The organism is Nocardia sp. NPDC056564, assembly GCF_042793755.1.
In the GTDB taxonomy this organism is placed as follows: domain Bacteria; phylum Actinomycetota; class Actinomycetes; order Mycobacteriales; family Mycobacteriaceae; genus Nocardia.
Genome location: NZ_JBHTUR010000012.1, coordinates 139,784 through 162,576, shown reverse-complemented (window position 1 = coordinate 162,576; position 22,793 = coordinate 139,784). Strand labels below are relative to the sequence as shown.

Below are 22,793 nucleotides of genomic sequence, written 5' to 3'. Positions count from 1 at the left end.
CGCAGGCCCGAGCCGGACGCACGGACGCACGGACGCACGGACGCACGGACGCACGGACGCACGGACGCACGGACGCACGGACGCACGGACGCACGGACGCACGGACGCACGGACAAGGCAACCGGGAGCTCGTAGTTCGCCGCCGAATCGATCAGACGACGCGCGTCCGCACCATGTCTCGCGCGGCGACGCGGTAGCGGTCGGCGATGAGCCGGACCACCGCTGGATGTACGCCGATGGGCTCGGCGACGCCATCCGCCCCCGCGTCACCTAGGCGCTGATGAAACAGGCCGTGCGCCAACAGATATGACGCGACGAAGACCCGCTCGGCGCCGGACGCACGAAGATCCGCGACCACTTCCGCGACCCGTGGCGTACCGGTGGCGATGTAACCGAGCCGCACCGGCGTACCGAGCCGCTCGGTGAGCATGGCGGCGGCCCGGCGAACATCCTGGCGCGCACGGGGATCCGACGATCCGGCCGCCGCGAGCACCACCGCGGCACCGGGCCGCCAACCCGCGGCACGCAACCGCATGGTCATGATCCGGGCCAACGCCGGATCCGGCCCCATCGCCGGCGTCACCGCCACCGCGGGATGCGCGCTCTGCGCCACCTCCCGCGGCACGTCCTGGTACACGTGATAGCCGGAGGCGAGAAACGCCGGAACCACCACGGCGGGAACGGATTCCCCCGCCGACTCGAGCAGATCGCGCAACACCTCGGCGGGTGAAGGACCGAGCACGTCGACGAACGCGGTCCGCACCGCCGCGGCCGCCCAGGGCAGCTCGGCATCGCGCCCCGAAACCGCGACGCCGAGCTCCCTGGCCACCGCCTCGGCCAGCGCGGCGATCATCTGGACCCCGCGGTTGCTCCTGGTGCCGTGTGCCACCAGCACCAGGGCGGGATCGGTCATGGCGTCCCCAAGGTCTGCACGTACCGCCGCGGCATGACCGGGTCGGACGCCGCCAGCTCCGGTCGCGGATTGTTGTCGATGCATTCGGCCGCGTCCAGCGCCAGCCGGTAGCCGCGCTTGACCACGGTCTGAATCGCCTTCGGCGCGCCGAGGCCGGCGCGCAGCCGGGCGATCGCCGTCTCGACCGCGTGCGTGTCGTCACCGCCGCCGGGCAGCGCGGCCAGGAGGTTCTCCCTGGAGACGACCCGGCCGGGCTGACGCGCCAGCGACCGCATCAACGCCATCGGCGCGGGTGCGAGCTGGCGCACCTCGCCGTCGACCACGACGCAGCCGCCGCGCACGCTGAGCGTGTGCCCGGCGGCGTAGATCCGATTGGCCCGCCGCGGCAGTTCCTCGGCCACATGCCGGGCCAGCGCGCCGAGCCGAGCCCGGCCCGGCATCGACGTCGCCACGCCGAGCTCCTCCAGCGGCGCGGCGGTGATCGGGCCCACGCACGCGGCGAGCACTCGCCCGCGCAGCGCGTGCAGCACGCCGTCGAGCAATCCGGTTTCCTTGGCCCGCATCAGCATCGACGCCACCGCGGGTGCGCTGGTGAACGTCACACAGTCCAGGTTCGACGTCACGATGGCCTCGATCAGCTGGTCCATCGGACCCTGATCCTCGGGCGGCACCCACCGATACACCGGCACCGGCACGACATCCGCACCGGCACAACGCAATACCTCGCAGAAGTCGGGCACCGGCTCCCACTCGGTGGTGGCGCCGTGCAGCTGCACGGCGATCCGCACGCCCTCCACGCCCTCGGCGAGCAGGTGATCGAGCACCTCGGCCGACGATTCCGACGCGGGCGACCATTCCTCCCTCAATTCGGCGGCGCGGATGGCGCCCTTGGCCTTCGGACCGCGCGCCAGCATCCGGGTGGCGCCCAGGGTCGCGCGCAGGTGCTCCGCGACACCCCAGCCCTCGGCCGCCTCCATCCAGCCGCGGAAGCCGATCCCGGTGGTGGCCACCGCGATGCGCGGCGGATCGAGGATGAGCTGCCGGGTGACCCGCTCCAGCTCGGTGTCGTCGGCCAGCGGGATGATCCGGATGGCCGGGGCGGACACGATGTCGGCACCGCGCCGCCGCAGCAGCGTGGCGAATTCGTCGGCGCGCCTGGCCGCCGTGATGCCGATGGTGAAACCGGCAAGGCAGGGGCCTGCGTCGATGGTTGTCATGCGGTTCACCCGTCCGAGGAGGCGAGTCCGGAAGTCACCGGCTCGTTGGAGATCGACACGATGCCGTCGGCTACGCGGACCGCGTACACCGGTAGCAGCGCCGATTCGTCGTCCAGGCAGTGCCCGTCGACCAGGGAGAACGCCTGCTTCAGCAGGGGCGAGGCGACGACGGGGACGCCGCCGCGGTCACCGACGATGCCGCGCGACATGACCGCGGCCCGGCCGATCGGATCGATGTTGCCCACGGCGTAGAGCATGCCGTCGGCCAGCAGGAACAGTGCGGCCTGGCGGCCGCCTCTGAGTAACACCGCGACGCCACGGCCGGGGATCAGGTAGTCGAGCCGGCACGCCTGGGTCCAACCGGTGGCGGTAACTGCGGCGATGCCGGGGGTATCGATCACGGTCATGGGTGTCATCCTCCAAACGCCTTACCCATTGGTACAGGCGCCCTGTTTCTGTGCGGTTAAGCCGTCATTTCCCGGGCGTGGCGGTGCTGGTTCCCGCGCCGACGGGCAGGTCCGGCATACCGAGCAGGACCGGCACCTTGCGTTCCCCGGTGTCGTCGAACGCGATGGTGGGATCGGTCTCCTCGGGGGCGTTGACGAAGGAGACGAAACGCGACAGCTTCTCCTCGTCCTCGAGCACGGCGGCCCATTCGTCGCGGTACCCGGCGACGTGCTCGGCCATGGCCGCCTCCAGTTCGGCGGCGATGCCGAGGCTGTCCGCGCAGACGACCTGCCTGAGGTAGTCCAGGCCGCCGTCGAGCGCCTCCTGCCACGGCGCGGTGCGCTGCAACCGGTCGGCGGTGCGGATGTAGAACATCAGGTACCGGTCGATGTATTTGATCAGCGTCTCGTCGTCGAGGTCGCCTGCGAGCAGCACCGCGTGCTTGGGGGTGAGGCCGCCGTTGCCGCCGACGTAGAGGTTCCAGCCGTGTTCGGTGGCGATCACGCCGACGTCCTTGCCCCGCGCCTCGGCGCATTCGCGGGCACAGCCGGACACGGCCAGCTTCAGCTTGTGCGGGGAACGCAGTCCGCGGTAACGCTTTTCGAGCAGCACGGCCATGCCGACCGAGTCCTGCTGGCCGTAGCGGCACCAGGTGGAGCCGACGCAGCTCTTCACCGTGCGCAGCGACTTGCCATAGGCGTGACCGGATTCCATGCCGACGTCGACCAGGCGCTGCCAGATCCGCGGCAGCTGTTCCACCCGCGCGCCGAACAGGTCGATCCGCTGACCGCCGGTGACCTTCACGTACAGGCCGAATTCCTTGGCGATCTGGCCGATGGTGATGAGCTGGTCGGGGGTGACCTCACCGCCGGGCATCCGGGGCACCACCGAGTAGGTGCCGTTCTTCTGCAGGTTGGCCAGGAAGTGGTCGTTGGTGTCCTGGAGTGCGGCCTGTTCGCCGTCGAGGATGTGCTCGCTGGAGGTCGAGGCGAGGATGGAGGCGACCGTCGGCTTGCAGATGTCGCAGCCGGTTCCCTTGCCGTACTTGGTGATCAGGCCGGAGAAGGTGCGGATGCCGGTGACCTGGACGATCTGGAACAGCTCGGCGCGCGACTGGCCGAAGTGCTCGCACAGCGCCTTGGACATCTCCACACCGGACTGTTCCAGGAGTTTCTTGAGCATGGGAACGCAACCGCCGCAGGAGGTTCCGGCGGACGTGCACTTCTTGACGCCCGGGATGTCGCACGCGCCCTCGGCGATGGCGCCGCAGATCGCACCCTTGGAAACGTTGTTGCAGGAACAGATCTGGGCGTCGTCGGGCAGCGCGTCGGCGCCCAGTTCCGCGCCTGCGGGCGAGATCAGCGCGGCGGGTTCGGCCGGCAGCGGACGGCCGACCAGCGGGCGCAGCGCGGCGTAGGCGGTGGCGTCGCCGACCAGGATGCCGCCGAGCAGGATCCGCGCGTCATCGGAGACAACGAGTTTCGCGTAGGTGCCCTTGGCGGCGTCGTGCAGCACCACCGACAGCGCGCCCTCGGTGACGCCGTGCGCGTCGCCGAAGCTGGCCACGTCGACGCCCATCAGCTTGAGCTTGGTCGACAGGTCCGCGCCGGGGAATTCGCCCGCGCCGCCGAGCAATCGGTCGGCGACGATCTCCGCGGTGGTGTAGCCGGGGGCGACCAGGCCGTAGCAGGTGCCCTCGACCGCGGCGCATTCGCCGACGGCCCAGATGTTCGGGTCCGAGGTGCGCAGGCCGAGATCGGTGCTGATGCCGCCGCGCGGGCCGACCTCGAGTCCGCTGTCGCGGGCGATCTGGTCGCGCGGGCGCACGCCGGCGGAGAAGACCACGAGCGCGGCGTCGATCACCGTGTCGTCGGACAGGCTGACCCGAATGCCGTTGTCGGCCGCGTCGATCGAGGCGGTGCCGACGCCGGTGTGCACGACCAGGCCGAGATCGGTGACCAGGCGTTCCAGGATCGCGCCGCCGCCCTCGTCCACCTGGGCGGGCATCAGCCGCTGGTTGTACTCGACCACGTGCGGCGTAAGACCAAGCAGCCGAAGCGCGTTCGCGGCTTCGAGGCCGAGCAGGCCGCCGCCGACCACCACGCCGACCGCCCCCGGCCCGGCGGCCGCGGCGGCTGCCCGGATGCCGTCCAGGTCGTCGATGGTGCGGTAGACGAAGCACTCCGGGCGGTCGTGTCCCGGAACCGGCGGCACGAACGGGTACGAGCCCGTGGCGAGCACCAGCGCGTCGTAGGCGATGGTGTCGCCGGCCGAGGTGGTGACCCTGCGGGCGTCCCGGTCGATCGTCTCGGCGCGCTGGCCGAGCCGCAGCTCCACCAGCGCGTCCCCGGCGTACTCGTTGCCGGGCAGCGCCAGCGCGGCGGCGTCCCAGGCCCCCACGTACGCGGACAGGCCGACACGGTCGTAGGCGGGCAGGCGCTCCTCGCTCAGCACGATCACCCGCCACCGGCCCGCCTCGTCCCGCGAGCGCAGCGCCTCCACGAAACGGTGCCCGACCATGCCGTGGCCGACGACCACGGCGGTCTTGCGCGCGGCGGGTGCGACTGGGTGATTCGTCGGGGTGCTCAACAAGGGCCTCCAATGATCCGGTTGGCCCCACGGTAGGAAACAGGTATTGCCGCCATGCTGCGCGCGATGACCGGAGCGTCAACGGTTGCTCACGGGTCGGCAGATCCCTACGTGAGCACGGCGCAATATTGCGCGAGTGTGACGCACCGATTTCCGCGCGTCACCAAAAGCCGACCTCGTAGAACCGGCCGGTGAGATGTACCGCCGAAATCATGAACGCCGCCGCACCGCACCGCAACTCGAACGGTGAGATCGCCGCCGGCGCGGCACCCGAGTCTCGCCGGACCGCGCGGAGCGGCGGACGCGCGCGGTCAGTTCCAGGTGTCCTCGAGCATGCGCGGCTTGCACGCCTGCCAGGCGCCGGCGAGCAACACCAGGACGGCCACGCCGAGCAGGATGAACGGCGCGAGCCAGCCGTCGGTGGCCGAGTGCAGGACGCCGAACAGCAGCGGGCCGACGCAGGCGACCGCGTAGCCGACGCCCTGGGTGAAGCCGGAGAGCGCGGCCGAGCCGCCGGGGGTGTTGGTGCGCAGGTTGATCAGGGTCAGCGCCATCGGGAAGGTGCTGGGGCCGAGACCGAGCAGCACCACCCAGAGGATGGGCGCGCTCATCGGGGCGACCAGCAGGCCGACGAACGAGGCGACGAAGAAGGCCGCACAGCCGACCACGACGGGGAACGGATTGCGGAACCGCGTGACGACCGTCGGCGCGCTCAGGGCCGCGACCAGACCGACCACCGCGAACAGACCCAGCATCGATCCGCCGAAGCCGGCGCTCGCTCCGGCGTCGCTGAGGATCTTGGGCAGCCAGGTGAACATCGCGTAGGTGATCAACGACGTCATGCCGAACATGCCCGCCATGCCCCAGGCCACCGGCGAACGCCAGACCCGGCCCGCGCGCGGGGCGTCGGTGGGCAGCGCGGTGGTGTCGTTGACGTCGCGGCCGCGCCGGTCGCGCAGCACGCCGAGCCACGGCAGCACGGCGGCGAAACCGAGCACCGACCACAGGCCGAGGGAGATCCGCCAGCCGTGCGCGTCCGCGATCGGCACCGCGATGAACGCGGGCACCACGGTGCCGAGCTGCACCATCATGATGTAGAGCGAGCTGACCACCGCGAGCCGGTCGGCGAAGTAGCGCTTCACCAGCGGCGGGATCACCACGTTGCCGATGCCCATGCCGGCCAGGGCCAGCGCGGAGAAGACGAGGAGTTCGCCGGTGCCGGACAGCAGCACTCGAACGAGCTGACCGAGGCCGGCCATCAGCATGGCGACCAGCGCGGTGCGCTCGAGTCCGAGGCGGCGGACCAGAACCGGGGTGAGCAGACCGGAGACGGCGAACATCGCGGTCGGGATCATGCCGAAGACGCCGACGACCGCGGTGCCGTAGCCCACGTCGTCGCCGATGCGTTCGGCTAGTGGGCTGAACGCGGTGACCGCGACGCGGAGGGTGAGCGCGGACATAACGATGGCGGCCAGAACGAGCAGCCGACCCTCCGTCAGCGCGCGCCGACGCCGCTCGACCTGCGGTGATTCCTGCTCGGTCGAAGTTTTCTGGAGGGTTGCAGTCACCGAGAAATCATAGGATGACCGGATGATAGGAGGCAACGATTTGTGATGAGCGGTACTCTATGCAAGTGCAACCAGTCCGGCGCACCAGCCTCATCGCCCAGGTCACCGAGCAGCTGCGTGCCGAAATCCGTTCCAGCCGTTGGCCCATCGGCTCCCGCATCCCTACCGAACCGGAGCTGACCGAGCTCACCGGAACGGGTCGCAACACCGTGCGCGAGGCCGTCCAGGCGCTCGTGCACGCGGGGATGCTGGAGCGACGCCAAGGTTCGGGAACCTATGTGATCGCCTCCTCCGACCTCGGCGGCACGCTCGGCAAGTACTTCGCCGACGCCGAAGAGCGTGATGTCCTCGAACTACGGCTCGCGCTCGACACCACGGCCGCCGCGCTGGCCGCGCGCCGCCGCGACGACGGCGATATCGCGAACCTACTCCAGCTGCTCAGCGAGCGGGACAAGGCCTACAACGACGACAACCCGACGGCGATCGAGTCCGACGTCGAGTTGCACCGCGCCATCGTGGTGGCCAGCCACAACGCCGTCTACCTCGAGTTCTACGACTCGCTGCTGCCGATCATCGAACAGGTGATCCGGGCCAGGACGTTGAAATCCGACGACTCCTTCCCCGAGGAGCACGCCGAACTGGTGCACGCGGTGATCGACGGCGATCCCCAGCGCGCGGCCGAGGCGGCCCGCTGCTTCCTCAACACCCTGATCGCCGAATACCCGGACGTGCGCTGACCGCTCGTTCGCCCGCGACGGACGCCAGGTGAGCGACTCTCACCAGGCGTCCGTGGCGTATGTGAGTCGGAATTGCCTCGAACGTCACGCGAAGCCACGGTGCCGCAACAACCGGCCCCTACGTTGTGAACGACCGTAGCAAGGCAACTCGACTCCGCCGGCGGCGCCAGTGCCGCGATGAGGGCCGGTCGAGTGCGAACGAGAGGACGCCGATGACTGCCATCGCAGCCGCAACCGGCACCGAGTCGGACACCGCGACTGACGCTCCATCGGACACCCCGGCCTTCCAGCACCAGACCAGGGGACGCTGGCTGGAGCAGTGGGAGCCGGACAACCAGGAATTCTGGGCATCCGGTGGCGCGCGGACCGCCCGGAAAAACCTGATCTTCTCGGTGTTCGCCGAGAACCTCGGCTTCAGCATCTGGGTCATCTGGGGCACCGTGGTCACCAGCATGGGCGCCGCGGGCTTCGGCTTCCTGGCCGGCCTCGGCAAGGGCGACCCGACCGCGGTGAGCAACGCGCTGCTGCTGTCGTCGACCCCGACCCTGGTCGGTGCGGCCCTGCGCATTCCGTACACCTTCGCCATCCCGAAGTTCGGCGGGCGGGCGTTCACCGCGTTCAGCGCGGCGATGCTGCTCATTCCGACGCTCGGGCTGGCGTACTTCATCAACCAGCCGGGCACGCCCATGTGGGTGTTCATGATCCTGGCCGCGCTGGCCGGCGTGGGCGGCGGCAACTTCTCCTCGTCGATGTCGAACATCAACTTCTTCTTCCCCGAGGGTAAGAAGGGCGCGGCGCTCGGCATCAACGCCGCGGGCGGCAATCTCGGTGTGGCACAGACCCAATTGGTGCTGCCGCTGCTGATCACGCTCGGCACCCACCTCACGGCCAAGGACGCGGCGGGCTACCGGTTCGGCATCACGCTGTCGGTCCTGGTGTGGGTGCCGTTCATCCTGCTCGCGCTGTTCGGCGCGCTGCGCTACATGGACAGCATCGCGACGGCCAAGTCCGACGGCCGGTCCTACCGGCTGGCGCTGACCAACCGGCACACCTGGGTGATGGCGCTGCTGTACGTCGGCACGTTCGGCTCGTTCATCGGGTTCTCCTTCGCCTTCCCCACCCTGATCAAGGCCAACTTCCCGAGCCTGGCGAGCATCGGCTGGATCAGCACCATCGGCAACCTCGCCTTCCTCGGCGCGTTCGTCGGCTCGTTCAGCCGTCCGATCGGCGGCTGGGTGTCGGACAGGGTCGGCGGGGCGAAGATCACCCTGTTCGTGTTCGCCGGCATGGCCGTCTCGGTCTGCCTGATCATGGCCGCGCTGGAGCTGAAAAGCTTTCCGCTGTACCTGATCTCGTTCCTGGTGCTGTTCGTGATGACCGGCATCGGCAACGGCTCGACCTATCGGATGATCCCGACCATCTTCAGCGCGATCTCCAAGAAGTACGCCGCCGAGCACGGCCTGGACATCAGCGAGTCGACCGCCTCGGCGCGGCGGCAGGCCGGTGCGGCGATCGGCGTGATCGGCGCGGTGGGCGCCTCCGGCGGCTGGGTGTTGCAGCAGGCGCTGCGGCTGTCCAACACGCACTATCACACGATGGCGCCGGCCTTTTGGGCTTACGCGGTGGCGTTCCTGCTGATGGGCGGGGTCACCTGGTGGTGCTACCTGCGGTCCTCGTTCGCCGTGGAGCGGGTGCCGTCGCTGGCCTACGCCAAGGTGTAACCGGCACCGCGCACAACGCCGTCGGCCGTCGAAGGTCTCTGCCGCACAGGGACTTTCGGCGGCCGACCGGATTACTCAGAGCAGGAGGCGGACCATGTCCGCCGTGCGGGCCAGACCGGGGAACGCCTCCGGCGTCGAGCGCGGATGCAGCGCGTGCACCGCGAGCCGGAACATGACCGCGCGCAACAACATCTGCGGCCACTCCGGCAGATCCCGCCACCGTTCCAGCAGTCCGTCGTCGGCGCCGCCCCAGGCCAGCGCGTCCACCACGATCACCCCGGCCGCCCACGGCGCAGGCCGCCAGTACGGCGTGATGTCGGTGAGACCGGGGGTGAACGTGCCGGCGAACAGCACCGTGCCGAACAGATCGCCGTGTACCAGCTGGGCGGGTGTCTGCACCGGCTTGCGCAGGGTGGCCAGCTGGCCGATGAGTTCCATGCTGCGCTGTCCGTCGGGCGAATCCGCCGAGGGCAGCGTGCCGCCCGCGCGCAGGCTGCGCAGCGGCACCGCCTCCCAGGCGGCCCGGTCGGCGGCGACGAACACGTCCACGTCGACCCACGGCGCCACCGGCGGCTGCACCAGGAACCGGGGCCGCTCGAGGTGCGTCGTCGCCTGATGCAGGCGCAGCGACACCGAGACCACCTCGTCGTGCCGGGGTTCCGGGACGCCTTCGAGATAGGTGTCGGCCCGCCAGCCGGAGACCACGTAGCGGCCGTCGGTCGCGCGCACCGGCCGCGCCAGGCGCAACCCGTCCACCTTCAGCGTCTCGCGCACCTTGGCCGACCATGCCGCCCGCGCGTGATCGGCGACCGGGCTGAGCACCACGTCCCCGAACCGCCACCCGCCTTCCCAATCGCCCACGGTAACCGGCGAAACCTCACGCAGACCAAACGTGGCACGCACGTGCTCAGGAGGTTCCACAGAAGTCACGGCCGTACCGTACCGCCGACCATGCCGCTGTACAGCACGCCGCGCCGAACCGCAACCCCCGCCCCCAGCTTCACTCCACGCGGACCGAGTGACCGAGGGCGAGCGTCGATTGGCCGAGGCGCCCCGGGCCGGTCAGTAGACCGGCAGGCTGGGGTCGATCTGGCGGGCCCAGGCGATGACTCCGCCCTGGAGGTGGGTGGCGTCGGAGAAACCGGCTCGCTTGAGCGCGGCCAGCGCCTCGGCGGAGCGGATGCCGGTCTTGCAGTGCAGCACAATCGGGCGGTTCTGCGGCAGCTCGGACAGCGCCTCGCCGGACAGGATGCGGTCCTTCGGAATGAGTTTCGCGCCCTCGATGTGCACGATGTCCCACTCCACCGGCTCGCGCACGTCGATCAGCTCGATCTCCTTGCCCGCGTCCAGCAGGTCCTTCAGCTCGCGCGCGGTGACCGTCGAGTCGGCCGCGGCGGCCTGGCCCTCCTCGGACACCACCCCGCAGAACGCCTCGTAGTCGATCAGCTCGGTGATCGGCTGACGCTGCGGGTCGCGGCGCAGCTTGATCGTGCGGTAGTTCATGTCCAGTGCGTCGTAGACCATCAGCCGGCCGAGCAGCGGCTCGCCGATGCCGGTAATGAGCTTGATCGCCTCGGTCACCATTACCGAACCGATGGACGCGCACAGCACGCCGAGCACCCCGCCCTCGGCGCAGGAGGGCACCATGCCCGGCGGCGGGGCCTCCGGGTAGAGGTCGCGGTAGTTGAGGCCGCGCCCGTCCGGTGCGTCCTCCCAGAAGACCGAGACCTGGCCCTCGAAGCGGTAGATGGAGCCCCACACGTAGGGCTTGTGCGCCAGCACCGCGGCGTCGTTGACCAGGTAGCGGGTGGCGAAGTTGTCGGTGCCGTCGACGATCAGGTCGTACTCGGCGAACAGCTCGACCGCGTTGTCCGGCTCCAGCCGGAGCTTGTGCAGCCGCACGTCGATGCCGGAGTTGATCTCCAGGATGGAGTCGCGCGCACTGTCGGCCTTCGGGCGGCCGATGTCGGACTCGCCGTGGATGATCTGGCGCTGCAGGTTGGACGCGTCCACCTCGTCGAACTCGACGATGCCGAGCGTGCCGACACCCGCGGCGGCCAGGTACAGCAGCGCCGGAGAGCCGAGCCCACCCGCGCCGATCACCAGGACCTTGGCGTTCTTCAGCCGCTTCTGCCCGTCCACGCCCAGGTCGGGAATGATCAGGTGGCGGCTGTAGCGGGCGACCTCGTCCTTGGTCAGCTCCGCGGCCGGCTCGACCAGCGGCGGCAGGGACTTAGGTGTTGACACGTCCAGGACTCCTCGCATCGAATGGGTCGATCTCGATGTGCAACACCCGCGACCAGACCGTTCTTCCCGTCTTATCGTCGCGCACCGGATGTCGCGTCAACCGCGGGGGTACGGCCAAGGGTTGAACCGGCACCGCTTGCCGTCCATCGGGACCACCCCGTCCGGTTCGAGCGTGGCGATGTCGTTGTTCTTGGTGCCGAAGGTCTGCTGCATCATCACCGGGGCCAGGCCGCCGTCGGTCTCGCACGGCTGGTGCTGGTGATAGCCGATGGCGTGCCCGACCTCGTGATTGATCTGGTACTGCCGGTAGGAGCCGATGTCGCCCTCGAACGCGATCGCGCCGCGCACCCAGCGGACCTCGGAGAGCACCACCCGGCCGAGATCGGCGTTGTAACAGGAAGAGTCGATCGGGATCTCGAAACCGCAGGCCTTGCGGCTGGATTCGCGCGAGGTGAGCGACACCCGGAAGTCGGTGTCGCCCTGGTCGACTCGGCGGAAGGCAAACTTCTGGTCGTGCGTCCAGCTCTTCGGGTTGGCGAGGGTGGACTCGATCAGCTTCGCCACCGACTCGTCGCCGCCGAGCGCCGAGGTGTCCACGCCGTCTTCGACCTCCACGGTGTACTTGAACACCGAGTCGGTGCCGGTGCCGACCTGTGCGGTCGAACCCGGCACCACATGCCAACTGCCCGTGCCGGTTTCGGCGAAGGTGCCGCCCTGCGGGAGCGCGCCGGACGGCAGGTCGGTGGGAAAGTGGCCGTCGCCGGTCGGTCCGCCGATGATGCCGTTGTTCGCGGCGCGCGGACTCAGATGCCCGAGGCCGGGCACACCGCCGACCGTGGTCGCCGGGTCGGAGCCGCGGACCGCGTCGACCACCACCAGCACCGTGACCGCGAAGAGCACCGGCAGGGCGTAGGCGCGCCAACCGTAGGTGGAGACGAATCGTCCCAGGGCGCTTTGCTTTTTGACGCTGCGCTCCGGACGGTCCCTGGATCGGCCCTCGGTCGCGGCGGTGGGATCCCAACTGGCGCGCAATGGTTGATGCGAACGGTCCCCCTGCCCGTAGAGGCCGAGCGGATCGTAGATCTCCACGCCGTTGCGATCACGTCGCGGCGCGGTCGAATCCGGCTGTGCTTCCTGGCCTGACCTTGCCACGGGTTCCGACCCTACGGAAGCGGGCGCGCCGGGGCCAGCACGGCGGCGCGAATCGCGCCCGCCGCCGGACGCAACCGGCGGATCGGCGTGCCGCTCCCCGGGTCGGTCGGCGCGGAAAGTCACGAACACCAGGTTCTCACAGGGCCGGGACGGCCCCGTCGGGCACGCCACATCCGCCGCCGGGTGCGACATTTCTCACCGCGTCGCACCAGTTCTCCGGGGCCGGTCTGCGGGCGGGCGGCAACCGAGTATCGTTCTTGGGATACCCGGTGCTTACCCCTTGCCGGGGAACCAACTGGGAGAGCCGAAATGACTGACCTCGTGGACCGGATGGCGTCCCGTAGATCGTCGTCCGAGCCCGCCAAACGCGGCACCCGGCTACCGCGTGACGAGCGTCGTCTGCAGCTACTCGCGGCAGCCAGCGAAGTCTTCGTGCAGCGCGGCTATCACGCGGCGGGCATGGACGAGATCTCGCAGTGCGCCGGCGTGAGCAAGCCGGTGCTGTACCAACACTTCACCAGCAAGCTGGAGCTGTATCTAGCCGTGCTGCAGAACTACGTGGACATGCTGGTGTCCAGCGTGCGGCAGGCGCTGCGGTCGACCACCGACAACCGGCAGCGCGTGCGCGCGGCCGTGCAGGCCTACTTCGATTTCGTGGACAACGAGATGCAGGGCTTCCGGCTCGTCTTCGAATCCGACCTGACCAGCGAACCGCAGGTGCAGCGCCGGGTCGAGCAGGCCACCGAGGCCTGTGTGGACGCGGTCTTCGACGTGGTGGCCCACGACTCCGGCCTGGACCCGTACCGGGCCAGGATCCTCGCGGTCGGCCTGGTCGGCGCGAGCCAATTCACCGCGCGCTACTGGCTGGAGGCCGACCGGCCAATCCCGAAGGAAGAGGCGATCGACACGACCGTCTCCCTCGCCTGGGGCGGTCTGTCCCGCGTGCCGCTGCACCCGATCGACTGAGTCTCGAACGAAGCGAGCCCCTGCATCCGATGGATTGCAGGGGCTCGTTGCTGTCGGCCTTGGCCGAGAGATCAGACGGTGGCGAAACCGACCCGGCCGCTGGTCACGGTGCCGATCTCGACGTAGGCGACCTTCGAGGCCTGGATCAGGAACTTGCGACCCTTGTCGTCGGTCAGGGACACGACGCCGCCGCTGCCGTTCAGCGCACCGGACACCAGCGCCTCGACCTCGTCCGGGGTCTGCGAGCTGTTGATCAAAAGCTCGCGCGGGCTATCCGAAATACCGATCTTGACCTCCACGGCCAACCTCCGAACGTAAGAGTCCTGTGCTGTCGATCCCAGGCTAGTGCAGGGCAAGGCCGTCCCGGCAGACGCCTGCCTGCGCCCTCAGCGAACAGGCGGGACCTGACGGCGCCCCGCACACCGTTGGGCGGGGCCGCGGGCCGTGGTGCGCTTACTTGGGCTCGATGAGCTGGATTTCCAGCTCGATGTTGACCTTGTCGCTCAGCATGCCGGGCAGCGGGCCGCCGACGCCGAAGTCGGTGCGCTTGATCGTGCCGGTGGCGGAGAATCCGGCGTGCCGATCGCCGGTCGCGCCGAACTCCTGCACGCCACCCCACTCGACGTCCAGGGTGACCGGCTTGGTGATGCCGCCGATCGTGGCCTCGCCCTCGACCTCGAAGCTCTCCGCGACCTGCACCGGCGCGGTGGCGCGGAAGGTCAGCGTCGGGCGGTTCGCGGCGTCGAGGAAGTCGGCGGTGCGGATGTGCGCGTCGCGGTCGGGGTTGCCGGTGTCGAACGACTCGAGGTGGATGGTCGCGCCGATGGTGGCGGCGCCGGACTCGTCGACCACGAATTCGGTCTCGAACTTGGTGAATCCGCCACGCACCTTGGAGATGCCGAGGTGGCGGATGGTGAAGGCCACCGACGAGTGCGCGGTGTCCAGGGTCCAGGCGCCGGGCTTGAGCGACTGGGCGGTCGTGGTGGACTCAGAGGAAGTTGTCATGTCGTCCACCTTTGCCGGACCACGGTCCGTTAACCAGACCGCCGTTATCCTGGACCTGACAGGGCGAGGCTAAGCCTCCTAGGACACGGCACGATGGATCCCATGGCTCGGAACGGTTTCGCGGAATTCCTCATCGCACGGCGTGCTGAATTGCGCCCCGGCGACGTCGGCATGCCGGAGGGCAGGCGGCGCCGCACCCCAGGATTACGCCGCGAAGAGGTCGCCGTCCGCGCCGGGGTGAGCGCGGACTATCTGGCCCGGCTCGAACAGGGCCGGGACAACAATCCCTCGGTGGCGGTGGTCGACGCCCTCGCCGACGCGCTGCTGCTGCGCGGCAACGAGCGCCATCACTTCAGCATGCTCGCGCTGGCCTCCGGCAACGAATCCCAGTGCCCCGGCAGCGAATCCGCCGAGGAGAAGATCGCCGACACGATCGAGTCGATCCTGCGCGCGTTGCAGCCGACCCCCGCGTTCGTGGTCGGCCGCAGGCTCAACGTGCTCGGCTGGAACGCGGCCTGGGCGGACTTCGTCGCCCCGCTCGGTCTGCTCGACACCGAGGGCCAGCCGAACCTGGCCTGGTACACGTTCCACGATCCGGCCGCGCGCGAGGTGCTGCGGAACTGGTCCGAGGCGGCGGACATGTTCACCGCCGCGCTGTCGCGGGCCAAGCTGCGCTGGCCGGGTGACAACTCCCTGCTGGAGACGATCGACGCGCTGCGCCGCCACCCGGATTTCGCGGCCCGCTGGAAGCCGCACCACGTCGGGGCGCGCGTCTCCGGCATGTTGCACATCGACCATCCGGTGCACGGCCTGGTGCGGGTTCCGTTCGAGACGCTCGAGGCCGATCGCGATCAGAGCGTCATCGTGTGGCTCACCGATCAGGCCCAGCCGCAGACGCACGGCCTGCGACTGGTCCGGCCGACCGCCGTCAACGAATAGGTCTCAGATTCCGAGCTTCGCCATGCGCTCGGCGTGGCTGGCCTGCATGCGCTCGAACAGCGCCGCGATGCCGTTGAGATCGCCCGCGGCGCCGAGCACCAGCTCGGTCAGCTCGTCGCGCTGCGCCATGACGTACTGGGCCTGGGTGATGGCCTCGCCGAGCAGGCGCCGGCCCCACAGGGTGAGCCGGTCGCGTTCGGAGCGGCTGGTCGCGACCGCGCGCCGCACCTCCTCGACGACGAACTCGGAGTGGCTGGTCTCGGCGAGCACGTCGCGGACCACCTCGGCGACCTCGGGCGGCAGCGCGCCGGCGATCTCGTTGTAGAAGTCCGCGGCGATGCCGTCGCCGACGTAGAACTTCACCATCGACTCGAGCCAGGTCGAGGGATCGGTGGACGCGTGGTAGGCGTCCAGCGCGCGCACGAACGGCGCCATCGCGTCGAAGATGTCCACGCCGCGCTCGGCCAGCGCCGACTCCAGCGCGTTGAAGTGGCCCATCTCGGCCGAGGCCATCTTGGCCACGGCAACCTTGCCGCGCAGCGACGGCGACAGCTTGGCTTCCTCGGCCAGCCGGTAGAACGCGGAGATCTCACCGTAGGCGAGCACCGCGAACAGATCTATGACGCCGGGATGGTCGGCGGAGACGGAATCGGTCGACGAAACACCCAGCGCGGCAGGTGACTGTGCTCCCATGGCCCCAGCCTAGTACTCGGAAACCGGTGCGCCGCCGGGGAGCGAAAGTTGTCCGGAATTCAGGCGTTCTCCGCGAGGAACTTGTCCAGATACGACCAGGTCGTATCCCTGGCCTCCGGTCCGGTGAGGATGCCGAGGTGGCTGCCGGGGGCGGTTTCGTAGCGGACCGAGGCGGCGCCGGTGAGCGTCCTGGTGCCCGCCTCGACGGCGGCGGCCGCGGTGATCACGTCGGCGGGACCGCCGACCAGCAGCACCGGCGCGCTCACCTGAGCCAGCTCGACGCGCCGCGCGCCCAGGCGCACGACGCCGCGGCCGATGTCGTTGTTCAGGATCAACCGGCCCCACAGCTGGTTGTAGAACCGGCCGGGGTAGCCGGGCATCTCGGCCATGAAGCGGTCGATGGTTTCCATCCTGGCCAGCGTCTCGGTGCGCGCGATATTGCTCGCGACGAACCACGGACGGGTCAGCTCGCGATCCCAGGCGGTGACCTTGTACGCGAATCTGGTCAGCGGTGCGGGCACGCCGCCCGCGGCGCGGATGAGCGTCGAGGTGCCGATGCCGCCGGTGAGCTTGGCGACGGCGCGCAGCTGCGGGATGCCGGTCATCTTGTCGTAGTCCAGCGGAGCGCCGACCGCGGTGATCGAGCGGATCGGCAACTTGGCATGCGCGGCCGCGGTGAGCAGGGCCAGGGTGCCGCCGATCGACCAGCCGACCAGATCGACCGGCGTGCCGTCCCGGTCGGCCGAGGTGCGCAGCACCGCCTCGGGCAGGATCTCGTCGATCCAGTCCTCGAAGCCCATCCGCCGGTCGCCGAAGGTGATCTCGCCGTAGTCGATCACGTACGGCGAACGACCGGTCTCCAGCAGGAAGCCGGCCAGGCTCTGATCGGGCCGCAGATCGAAGCAGCTGGCCGGCGCGGCCAGCGGCGGCACCAGCAGCACCGTGGAATCCGTTGCGGCCGAGGCCGTTCCGGTGACACCGGGGCGCTGCTCGAAGCGCCGCAGCTGCCGGTGCGGTTCGTCCCACAGCACCGTCGACGGGGTGGGGTCCGGTGCCTCGACGCCCGGACCGAAGGTCAACGCCCACGCGTTGCGGGCGGCGGTGGTGACGGTGTCCGCGATATTCACCCCGAGAATGTCTCACATCTCGGTACCGGCGGTAACAGGCAACTCCGGTTTCGCGGCTACCGCTTGCCCATCGCGAGCGGATTCGCCCGCGGCACGATGGCCGCGTGTACCCGGTCGGCCAGCGGCGCGAGCGAGGTGCGCAGCTCGGTCACCGCGTCGGCGGACAGCGCCGCCAGCGCGCCGTTCCAGGCCGCGTCGTCCGTGCTGGCCTCGACCCGGCCGAGCAGCTCGGCGCCGCTGCCGGTCAATGCCGGGTTGACCGGCTCCCCCTCGACCACTCCCCTGGCCCGCAGTTCGTCGAACGCGTCCGCCCACTCGCGTTCGGTGAGCCCGCGCGCCGCGCGCAGGACCGATTCCGTCGCCTTACCGGCCGCCGCCTGCATGACCATCGCCTGCCGTCCGGTCAGGCCGTGCGTCACCAGGGCCGCCACATGCCCGTCGCCGCGATGCTCGCGCAACGCGGTGGTCAGCTGCCACAGCGCGCCCACCGGGTCCGCGACCAGCGGCAGCGCCGCGTTCGCCGCGAACAGCGGCCTGCCGGTCGGATCCGCCTGCTCCAGCACCGGCGCGAGCAACGAGACCGCGCGGGCACACTCCGCGTCACCGGCCCCGAGCCCGCGTAGTAGGGCCGTGGATAGGTCGAGCCGGACCGCGAGGCACTGCTCCGGCGTGGCCCGCGACCAGGCCCCCGGCAGCGCTTTGCGCACCATTTCCGGATGGAATCCGGCGAACACCGCCTCCACTGTGGCGGGGGTCACCGCGCCGAGCGGCGCGGCCCGAAATGCGAAGTACGTTTGCCAGTAACCGCGCAGTCCGATCGCGACTCCTGCCTCCTTGACACCGGTCCCGAAATAGACCACGTCGTGTAGTGGTTCGAGAGTCGTCCAGATTTGCCGCGCGGGATGAATTGCCATGTCGCGCAGCGTACGTCGAGGAACGGCGGCGCGAGACCGGAGTTCGATTTCCGAATATGCGCCGACGGCAATTCGAGCCGCGCACAATATCACGCTACAATCGCACCGGACAACGAAAAGTTTCACTCGCTCGAGTTGCCGGATCTGTGCGTGCACCGCCCCGCGGTACCGGCCGACCGGCATGACGGGCAGAGGTTTCGTCGTTCAGGAAAATGTGCGCGCACCAGCTCCGCATCACCAGTGCGCCGCGCCGATGTCTCCCGAGGTAGCCGCCCAGTCGCAGCACCCGAAGACATCTCGAGCGTGGCCGGGTGAGTATCACAGGCGGAGACGTGGTCGTCGCGGGCCGACCGGTCCGCCCCACCTCGTGCGCGCGGGACGCGATTACGAGGAAGGCACGAACCTGAGCAAGATCACTGTCGAACAGGAACCCGGGGTGGCGGAGACGCTGTTGACCGCCGAACTGGACGCAACACATACCGCACCCACATTTGCCGAATTGGGCGTTCGCGACGAAATCGTCCGCGCGCTCGACGAGATCGGCATCGAACGTACTTTCGCTATTCAGGAACTCACCCTGCCGTTGGCGCTCGCCGGTGAAGATCTCATCGGGCAGGCCCGCACCGGCATGGGTAAGACCTTCGGTTTCGGCGTGCCGCTGCTGCACCGCATCGCCACCGCCGACACCGGCACCACGCCGCTGGACGGCACCCCGCGGGCCCTGGTCATCGTGCCGACCCGTGAGCTGTGCATCCAGGTCACCTCCGACCTGGAGAACGCGAGCAAGTACCTGACCAACCACCAGGGCCCGCTGAAGGTCGCCTCGATCTACGGTGGCCGCCCCTACGAGTCGCAGATCGCGGCGCTGCGCACCGGCGTCGACGTGGTCGTCGGCACCCCGGGCCGGCTGCTGGACCTGGCGAACCAGAACCACCTGATCCTCGGCAAGGTCGGCGTGCTGGTGCTGGACGAGGCCGACGAGATGCTCGACCTCGGCTTCCTACCGGACATCGAGCGCATCCTGACCATGGTCCCGGACAAGCGCCAGACCATGCTGTTCTCGGCGACCATGCCCGGCCCGATCATCACCCTGGCCCGCACCTTCCTGAGCCGCCCGACGCACATCCGGGCCGAGGAAGCGCACGAGACGGCCGTCCACGACCGCACCGCGCAGTTCGTCTACCGGGCGCACGCGCTGGACAAGGCCGAGCTGGTCGCCAAGATCCTGCAGGCCGAGGGCCGCGGCGCGACCATGATCTTCACCCGGACCAAGCGCACCGCGCAGAAGGTCGCCGACGATCTGGCCGAGCGCGGTTTCTCGGTCGGCGCCGTGCACGGTGACCTCGGGCAGATCGCCAGGGAGAAGGCACTCAACAAGTTCCGCAAGGGCGGCATCGACGTGCTGGTCGCGACCGACGTCGCGGCCCGCGGCATCGACATCGACGACATCACCCACGTGATCAACTACCAGTGCCCCGAGGACGAGAAGACCTACGTCCACCGGATCGGCCGCACCGGCCGGGCCGGGCGCACCGGTATCGCGGTGACCCTGATCGACTGGGACGAGCTCGGCCGCTGGGCCGCCATCGATAAGGCGCTCGGCCTCGGCATCGCCGAGCCGGTGGAGACCTACTCGCGCTCGCCGCACCTGTTCGCCGAACTCGGCATTCCCGAGGGCGTCACCGGCACGGTGCGCAAGGCCAAGCCGGAGCGCGACGAGGACGCGGTCGTGGTCGAGCGCCCGGCGCGCGCGCCGCGCAAGCGCAACCGCAAGCGGACCGTGCGCGGTCAGCCGATCGACGAGACCAACGGCAACGGCGCCGCGAGCAACGACGCCGAGGACTCGGCGAACGGCACGCACCCGGCCGAGGACGCGCAGGCCGACGAGAACGGCGAGCAGCCCGCCCGTCGCCGCCGCAGGCGGCGCAAGCCCGCGGGCGACGCCGAGAACGGCGCGGACACCGGTGCCGAGGCCACCGCCGAGGCCGCGAACGACGCCGAAACCGACGACGCGGACTCGGGCGATCAGCCCGCGCGCCGCCGGCGCAGGCGGCGCAAGCCCGCCGGTGACAACGCGAACGAAGACAGTGGTAGCGCGGTAGAGCCCGCCACGGCTTCGGTCTGACCCACCGGATCCGCTACTCTCGCAACCGTGCTCGCACCCGAGCGGCGAACGCGCGCCGACGTCATATCCGCTGCCGCGATCGCCGTGCTCGTGGTGATCGCGGCGGTGGTGGTGTGGGTGCGCGGCGATGCGAACGGCACCGAGTCGGTGACCGCCAGCTCGCCCGTGCCGACCCCCGTCGCCGCCGACCAGCTGCCGACCACGCTGCGCGAGCTGTGGCACGCGCCGGACTCGGCCAGCGGCCGGGCCCTGACCTCCGCGGGCGTCGCCGTCACCGGTGACGACGGCACGGTCACCGGCCACGACCCGCGCACCGGCCAGGACCTCTGGCACTACCGGCGCGACATGCCGCTCTGCGGGATCGAAGGCCAGTTCAGCACCGTGGTCGCGGTGTACCGGGACGAACGCGGTTGCAGCCAGGCCACCCTGCTGGCCGGCGAGAGCGGCGCGCGGCGCACGGCGCGCAGCAGCTACATGGATCCGTCCGTGCGGCTGTCCGTCGACGGCACCTATGTGCTGGCGCAGGGCCCGAAGCGGCTGGAGATGTGGCGCTCGGATCTGGTGCGCACCCTCGAGTACGGATTCGTCGACGCGCCGGTGAACGTGAAGACCCAGCCGCGCAAGGGCTGCACGCTGCTGTCGTCGGGTTCCAGCCCGTCCCGGCTCGGCGTGCTGGAACGCTGCCCCGAGGACGCCGCCGACCGGCTGACCATGCTGAACCCCGCGCCCAAGGACAACACGGTGCCCGAGGAATTCGGCTCGCACGTGCTGACCGGCGCCGGATCGGACTCCCCCGACGCGCGGGTACTCGCGGTGTCGGACAACCGGATCGTGCTCTATCTGCCCGGCGCTCCGGCCGCGGCGGGCGTCGAGGCCGCGGCGCCGCGCCTGGCCGTCTTCGACGCGACCGGCAACCCGATTGTGGTGCACCAGCTTTCGGCGCCGCTCAGCGACAAGACGACGACCACCCGAATCGGTTCGGCCTACCTGGTTTTCACCGGCAACAGCGTAATCGCGTTGAACGGCAGCACCTTCGACCCGATCTGGACCGCCGCGGGCGCGCTCGGCGCGCCCGGCATGATGGCGGGCAGGCTGCTCATGCCGACCGCGGGCGCGATCGCCGCCCTCGATCCCACCACCGGCGCCGAGGTCGGCCGCATCCCGGTCGAGCGCCCCGGCTACACCGGCGCGCCCATTTCCCTCGCGGTGCTCGGCACCACCGTGCTCGAGCAGCGCGGCACCGAGCTCTACGCCCTCGGCTGACCTCGGGCCGGCCGCGCCGACCGGGGAAACACCGGCCGGACGGTCCGGTTCCGCACCGGTGAACCATGATGGATCCATGTCCGTACTCGATGACGCTCGACTAGTGCTGCTGCGCCACGGCGAGACCAGCTGGTCGACGCAGCGCCGCCACACCGGCCGCACCGACCTGCCGCTCACCGAGCACGGCGAGGATCAGGCCAGGGCCGCCGGCCCGCTGCTGACCGCGCTGAAGCTGCGCGATCCGCTGGTGTTCGTCAGCCCGCGCCTGCGCGCGGCGCAGACCGCGGAACTCGCCGGGCTCGCCGACGTCACCGTCGATGACGACCTGGCCGAGTGGGACTACGGCGACTACGAGGGCCTGACCACCCCGCAGATCCGCGAGACCGCGCCGGACTGGACCATCTGGACCGGCGCGGTGCCGGGCGGCGAGTCCGCGGACGCGGTGCGGGCCAGGGCCGATCGGGTGCTGGACGCGGTGGCCGCGCGGCTGCCCGAGCGGGATATCGTGCTCGTCGGGCACGGACACTTCTCCCGGGCGCTGATCGCCCGCTGGGCCGAATTCGAGCTGCGGGAGGGCCGCCGGTTCGCCATGTCGACCGGCGCGCTGACCGTGCTCGGCTTCGAACACGACGTGCGAACCATCCTGGCGCACAACCTGGTTCCGACCACCACTGGAGTGACACTGTGACCGCACAACTACGCCGCGCCGTTCCGGCCGACGTGCCCGGACTGGTCGGCCTCGTGCACGACCTCGCCGCCTACGAGCGGGCCAGCGACGAATGCACGGTCACCACAGCGCAATTGGACACCGCACTGTTCGGTCCCGAGCCCAAGGTCTTCGCGCACGTGGTCGAGGAGGACGGCGACCTGGTCGGCTGCGCGATCTGGTTCCTGAACTTCTCCACCTGGAACGGCGTGCACGGCATCTACCTGGAGGACCTCTACGTCAAGCCGGAAACCCGCGGCAAGGGCTACGGCAAGGCGCTGCTCGCCACCCTGGCCAAGGAGGCCGTCGACCACGGGTACAGCCGGCTCGACTGGGCCGTGCTGACCTGGAACAAACCCTCCATCGATTTCTACGAATCCCTCGGCGCCGCAGCACAAGACGAGTGGGTCGGCTACCGCCTGACCGGCGAACCGCTCGGCAAGCTGGCCAAGGAAGCGCAGTAG

Annotated in this window: 21 protein-coding genes; 8 read left to right on the top strand and 13 right to left on the bottom strand. The window is 69.9% G+C overall.

The window, feature by feature from the left end; translation table 11 throughout:
- Positions 1-151 precede the first annotated feature (151 nt).
- The 5 genes from ACFQ9K_RS27710 to ACFQ9K_RS27690 all read right to left on the bottom strand — a co-directional run bounded on the left by ACFQ9K_RS27710 (position 152) and on the right by ACFQ9K_RS27690 (position 6,734).
- On the bottom strand, positions 152-913 hold the full coding sequence (locus ACFQ9K_RS27710) for a sirohydrochlorin chelatase (RefSeq protein ID WP_378721992.1): 762 nt from the start codon (positions 911-913) through the stop codon (positions 152-154).
- On the bottom strand, positions 910-2,130 hold the full coding sequence (locus tag ACFQ9K_RS27705) for a uroporphyrinogen-III synthase (protein WP_378721991.1): 1,221 nt from the start codon (positions 2,128-2,130) through the stop codon (positions 910-912). The genes ACFQ9K_RS27710 and ACFQ9K_RS27705 overlap by 4 nt, the downstream gene beginning before the upstream one ends.
- A gap of 5 nt (positions 2,131-2,135) precedes the next feature.
- Positions 2,136-2,537 (bottom strand): nitrite reductase small subunit NirD, encoded by a 402-nt coding sequence (gene nirD / locus ACFQ9K_RS27700; RefSeq protein ID WP_378721990.1) that lies wholly within the window; start codon positions 2,535-2,537, stop codon positions 2,136-2,138.
- A gap of 64 nt (positions 2,538-2,601) precedes the next feature.
- Positions 2,602-5,166 carry a nitrite reductase large subunit NirB gene (nirB, locus tag ACFQ9K_RS27695; protein ID WP_378721989.1) on the bottom strand — a complete coding sequence of 855 codons (2,565 nt, stop codon included), beginning with the start codon at positions 5,164-5,166 and terminating at the stop codon, positions 2,602-2,604.
- A 311-nt stretch (positions 5,167-5,477) separates the two neighbouring features.
- Entirely contained in the window at positions 5,478-6,734 is a 1,257-nt protein-coding gene (locus ACFQ9K_RS27690; protein WP_378721988.1) for a CynX/NimT family MFS transporter, read from the bottom strand.
- A 65-nt stretch (positions 6,735-6,799) separates the two neighbouring features.
- Between ACFQ9K_RS27690 and ACFQ9K_RS27685 the strand changes: the two genes are divergently transcribed.
- Together ACFQ9K_RS27685 and ACFQ9K_RS27680 are read left to right on the top strand one after the other, a co-directional pair.
- Complete coding sequence (locus ACFQ9K_RS27685; protein ID WP_150402492.1) at positions 6,800-7,471, top strand: FadR/GntR family transcriptional regulator; 672 nt, start codon at positions 6,800-6,802, stop codon at positions 7,469-7,471.
- Between the two features lie 212 nt (positions 7,472-7,683).
- On the top strand, positions 7,684-9,192 hold the full coding sequence (locus ACFQ9K_RS27680) for an MFS transporter (protein ID WP_378721987.1): 1,509 nt from the start codon (positions 7,684-7,686) through the stop codon (positions 9,190-9,192).
- 75 nt (positions 9,193-9,267) lie between these two features.
- Here the strand turns inward: ACFQ9K_RS27680 and ACFQ9K_RS27675 are convergent, their stop codons facing one another.
- The 3 genes from ACFQ9K_RS27675 to ACFQ9K_RS27665 all read right to left on the bottom strand — a co-directional run bounded on the left by ACFQ9K_RS27675 (position 9,268) and on the right by ACFQ9K_RS27665 (position 12,528).
- Positions 9,268-10,122, bottom strand: coding sequence for a TIGR02569 family protein (locus tag ACFQ9K_RS27675; protein WP_378721986.1), 855 nt, complete (start codon positions 10,120-10,122; stop codon positions 9,268-9,270).
- A 132-nt stretch (positions 10,123-10,254) separates the two neighbouring features.
- On the bottom strand, positions 10,255-11,457 hold the full coding sequence (moeZ, locus tag ACFQ9K_RS27670) for an adenylyltransferase/sulfurtransferase MoeZ (protein WP_378721985.1): 1,203 nt from the start codon (positions 11,455-11,457) through the stop codon (positions 10,255-10,257).
- A gap of 78 nt (positions 11,458-11,535) precedes the next feature.
- Positions 11,536-12,528, bottom strand: a complete 993-nt coding sequence (locus ACFQ9K_RS27665) for a DUF3152 domain-containing protein (RefSeq protein WP_378721997.1) — start codon at positions 12,526-12,528, stop codon at positions 11,536-11,538.
- 372 nt (positions 12,529-12,900) lie between these two features.
- Between ACFQ9K_RS27665 and ACFQ9K_RS27660 the strand changes: the two genes are divergently transcribed.
- Entirely contained in the window at positions 12,901-13,557 is a 657-nt protein-coding gene (locus ACFQ9K_RS27660; protein WP_150402487.1) for a TetR/AcrR family transcriptional regulator, read from the top strand.
- Between the two features lie 71 nt (positions 13,558-13,628).
- Here the strand turns inward: ACFQ9K_RS27660 and ACFQ9K_RS27655 are convergent, their stop codons facing one another.
- Together ACFQ9K_RS27655 and ACFQ9K_RS27650 are read right to left on the bottom strand one after the other, a co-directional pair.
- Positions 13,629-13,856 (bottom strand): DUF3107 domain-containing protein, encoded by a 228-nt coding sequence (locus tag ACFQ9K_RS27655; protein ID WP_378721984.1) that lies wholly within the window; start codon positions 13,854-13,856, stop codon positions 13,629-13,631.
- Positions 13,857-14,010: 154 nt separating this feature from the next.
- Complete coding sequence (locus tag ACFQ9K_RS27650) at positions 14,011-14,562, bottom strand: YceI family protein (protein WP_378721983.1); 552 nt, start codon at positions 14,560-14,562, stop codon at positions 14,011-14,013.
- 102 nt (positions 14,563-14,664) lie between these two features.
- Between ACFQ9K_RS27650 and ACFQ9K_RS27645 the strand changes: the two genes are divergently transcribed.
- The gene (locus ACFQ9K_RS27645) at positions 14,665-15,501 is read left to right on the top strand and encodes a helix-turn-helix transcriptional regulator (RefSeq protein ID WP_378721982.1); all 837 of its coding nucleotides are present in this window, start codon (positions 14,665-14,667) and stop codon (positions 15,499-15,501) included.
- A 3-nt stretch (positions 15,502-15,504) separates the two neighbouring features.
- Here the strand turns inward: ACFQ9K_RS27645 and ACFQ9K_RS27640 are convergent, their stop codons facing one another.
- Genes ACFQ9K_RS27640 through ACFQ9K_RS27630 form a run of 3 tightly spaced genes read right to left on the bottom strand, consistent with a single transcriptional unit; the run spans position 15,505 to position 18,235 of the window.
- Complete coding sequence (locus ACFQ9K_RS27640) at positions 15,505-16,194, bottom strand: ferritin-like fold-containing protein (protein ID WP_150402484.1); 690 nt, start codon at positions 16,192-16,194, stop codon at positions 15,505-15,507.
- Positions 16,195-16,253: 59 nt separating this feature from the next.
- Positions 16,254-17,321, bottom strand: coding sequence for an alpha/beta fold hydrolase (locus tag ACFQ9K_RS27635; protein WP_378721981.1), 1,068 nt, complete (start codon positions 17,319-17,321; stop codon positions 16,254-16,256).
- Between the two features lie 56 nt (positions 17,322-17,377).
- Positions 17,378-18,235 carry a hypothetical protein gene (locus ACFQ9K_RS27630; RefSeq protein ID WP_378721980.1) on the bottom strand — a complete coding sequence of 286 codons (858 nt, stop codon included), beginning with the start codon at positions 18,233-18,235 and terminating at the stop codon, positions 17,378-17,380.
- 436 nt (positions 18,236-18,671) lie between these two features.
- Between ACFQ9K_RS27630 and ACFQ9K_RS27625 the strand changes: the two genes are divergently transcribed.
- The 4 genes from ACFQ9K_RS27625 to ACFQ9K_RS27610 all read left to right on the top strand — a co-directional run bounded on the left by ACFQ9K_RS27625 (position 18,672) and on the right by ACFQ9K_RS27610 (position 22,793).
- A complete protein-coding gene (locus tag ACFQ9K_RS27625; protein WP_378983771.1) occupies positions 18,672-20,360 on the top strand; it encodes a DEAD/DEAH box helicase in 1,689 nt (562 codons plus the stop codon).
- A 27-nt stretch (positions 20,361-20,387) separates the two neighbouring features.
- Positions 20,388-21,623, top strand: a complete 1,236-nt coding sequence (locus ACFQ9K_RS27620; RefSeq protein WP_378726459.1) for a hypothetical protein — start codon at positions 20,388-20,390, stop codon at positions 21,621-21,623.
- 76 nt (positions 21,624-21,699) lie between these two features.
- On the top strand, positions 21,700-22,311 hold the full coding sequence (locus tag ACFQ9K_RS27615; protein WP_378726457.1) for an acid phosphatase: 612 nt from the start codon (positions 21,700-21,702) through the stop codon (positions 22,309-22,311).
- The gene (locus ACFQ9K_RS27610) at positions 22,308-22,793 is read left to right on the top strand and encodes a GNAT family N-acetyltransferase (protein ID WP_378726455.1); all 486 of its coding nucleotides are present in this window, start codon (positions 22,308-22,310) and stop codon (positions 22,791-22,793) included. The genes ACFQ9K_RS27615 and ACFQ9K_RS27610 overlap by 4 nt, the downstream gene beginning before the upstream one ends.

Excerpts from the sequence above, each read along its gene's own strand:
- ACFQ9K_RS27710 (WP_378721992.1), bottom strand. The coding sequence starts at position 913 with ATGACCGATCCCGCCCTGGTGCTGGTGGCACACGGCACCAGGAGCAAC.
- ACFQ9K_RS27705 (WP_378721991.1), bottom strand. The coding sequence starts at position 2,130 with ATGACAACCATCGACGCAGGCCCCTGCCTTGCCGGTTTCACCATCGGC.
- nirD (WP_378721990.1), bottom strand. The coding sequence starts at position 2,537 with ATGACCGTGATCGATACCCCCGGCATCGCCGCAGTTACCGCCACCGGT.
- ACFQ9K_RS27680 (WP_378721987.1), top strand. The coding sequence starts at position 7,684 with ATGACTGCCATCGCAGCCGCAACCGGCACCGAGTCGGACACCGCGACT.
- moeZ (WP_378721985.1), bottom strand. The coding sequence starts at position 11,457 with ATGCGAGGAGTCCTGGACGTGTCAACACCTAAGTCCCTGCCGCCGCTG.
- ACFQ9K_RS27660 (WP_150402487.1), top strand. The coding sequence starts at position 12,901 with ATGACTGACCTCGTGGACCGGATGGCGTCCCGTAGATCGTCGTCCGAG.
- ACFQ9K_RS27650 (WP_378721983.1), bottom strand. The coding sequence starts at position 14,562 with ATGACAACTTCCTCTGAGTCCACCACGACCGCCCAGTCGCTCAAGCCC.
- ACFQ9K_RS27645 (WP_378721982.1), top strand. The coding sequence starts at position 14,665 with ATGGCTCGGAACGGTTTCGCGGAATTCCTCATCGCACGGCGTGCTGAA.
- ACFQ9K_RS27640 (WP_150402484.1), bottom strand. The coding sequence starts at position 16,194 with ATGGGAGCACAGTCACCTGCCGCGCTGGGTGTTTCGTCGACCGATTCC.
- ACFQ9K_RS27630 (WP_378721980.1), bottom strand. The coding sequence starts at position 18,235 with ATGGCAATTCATCCCGCGCGGCAAATCTGGACGACTCTCGAACCACTA.
- ACFQ9K_RS27615 (WP_378726457.1), top strand. The coding sequence starts at position 21,700 with ATGTCCGTACTCGATGACGCTCGACTAGTGCTGCTGCGCCACGGCGAG.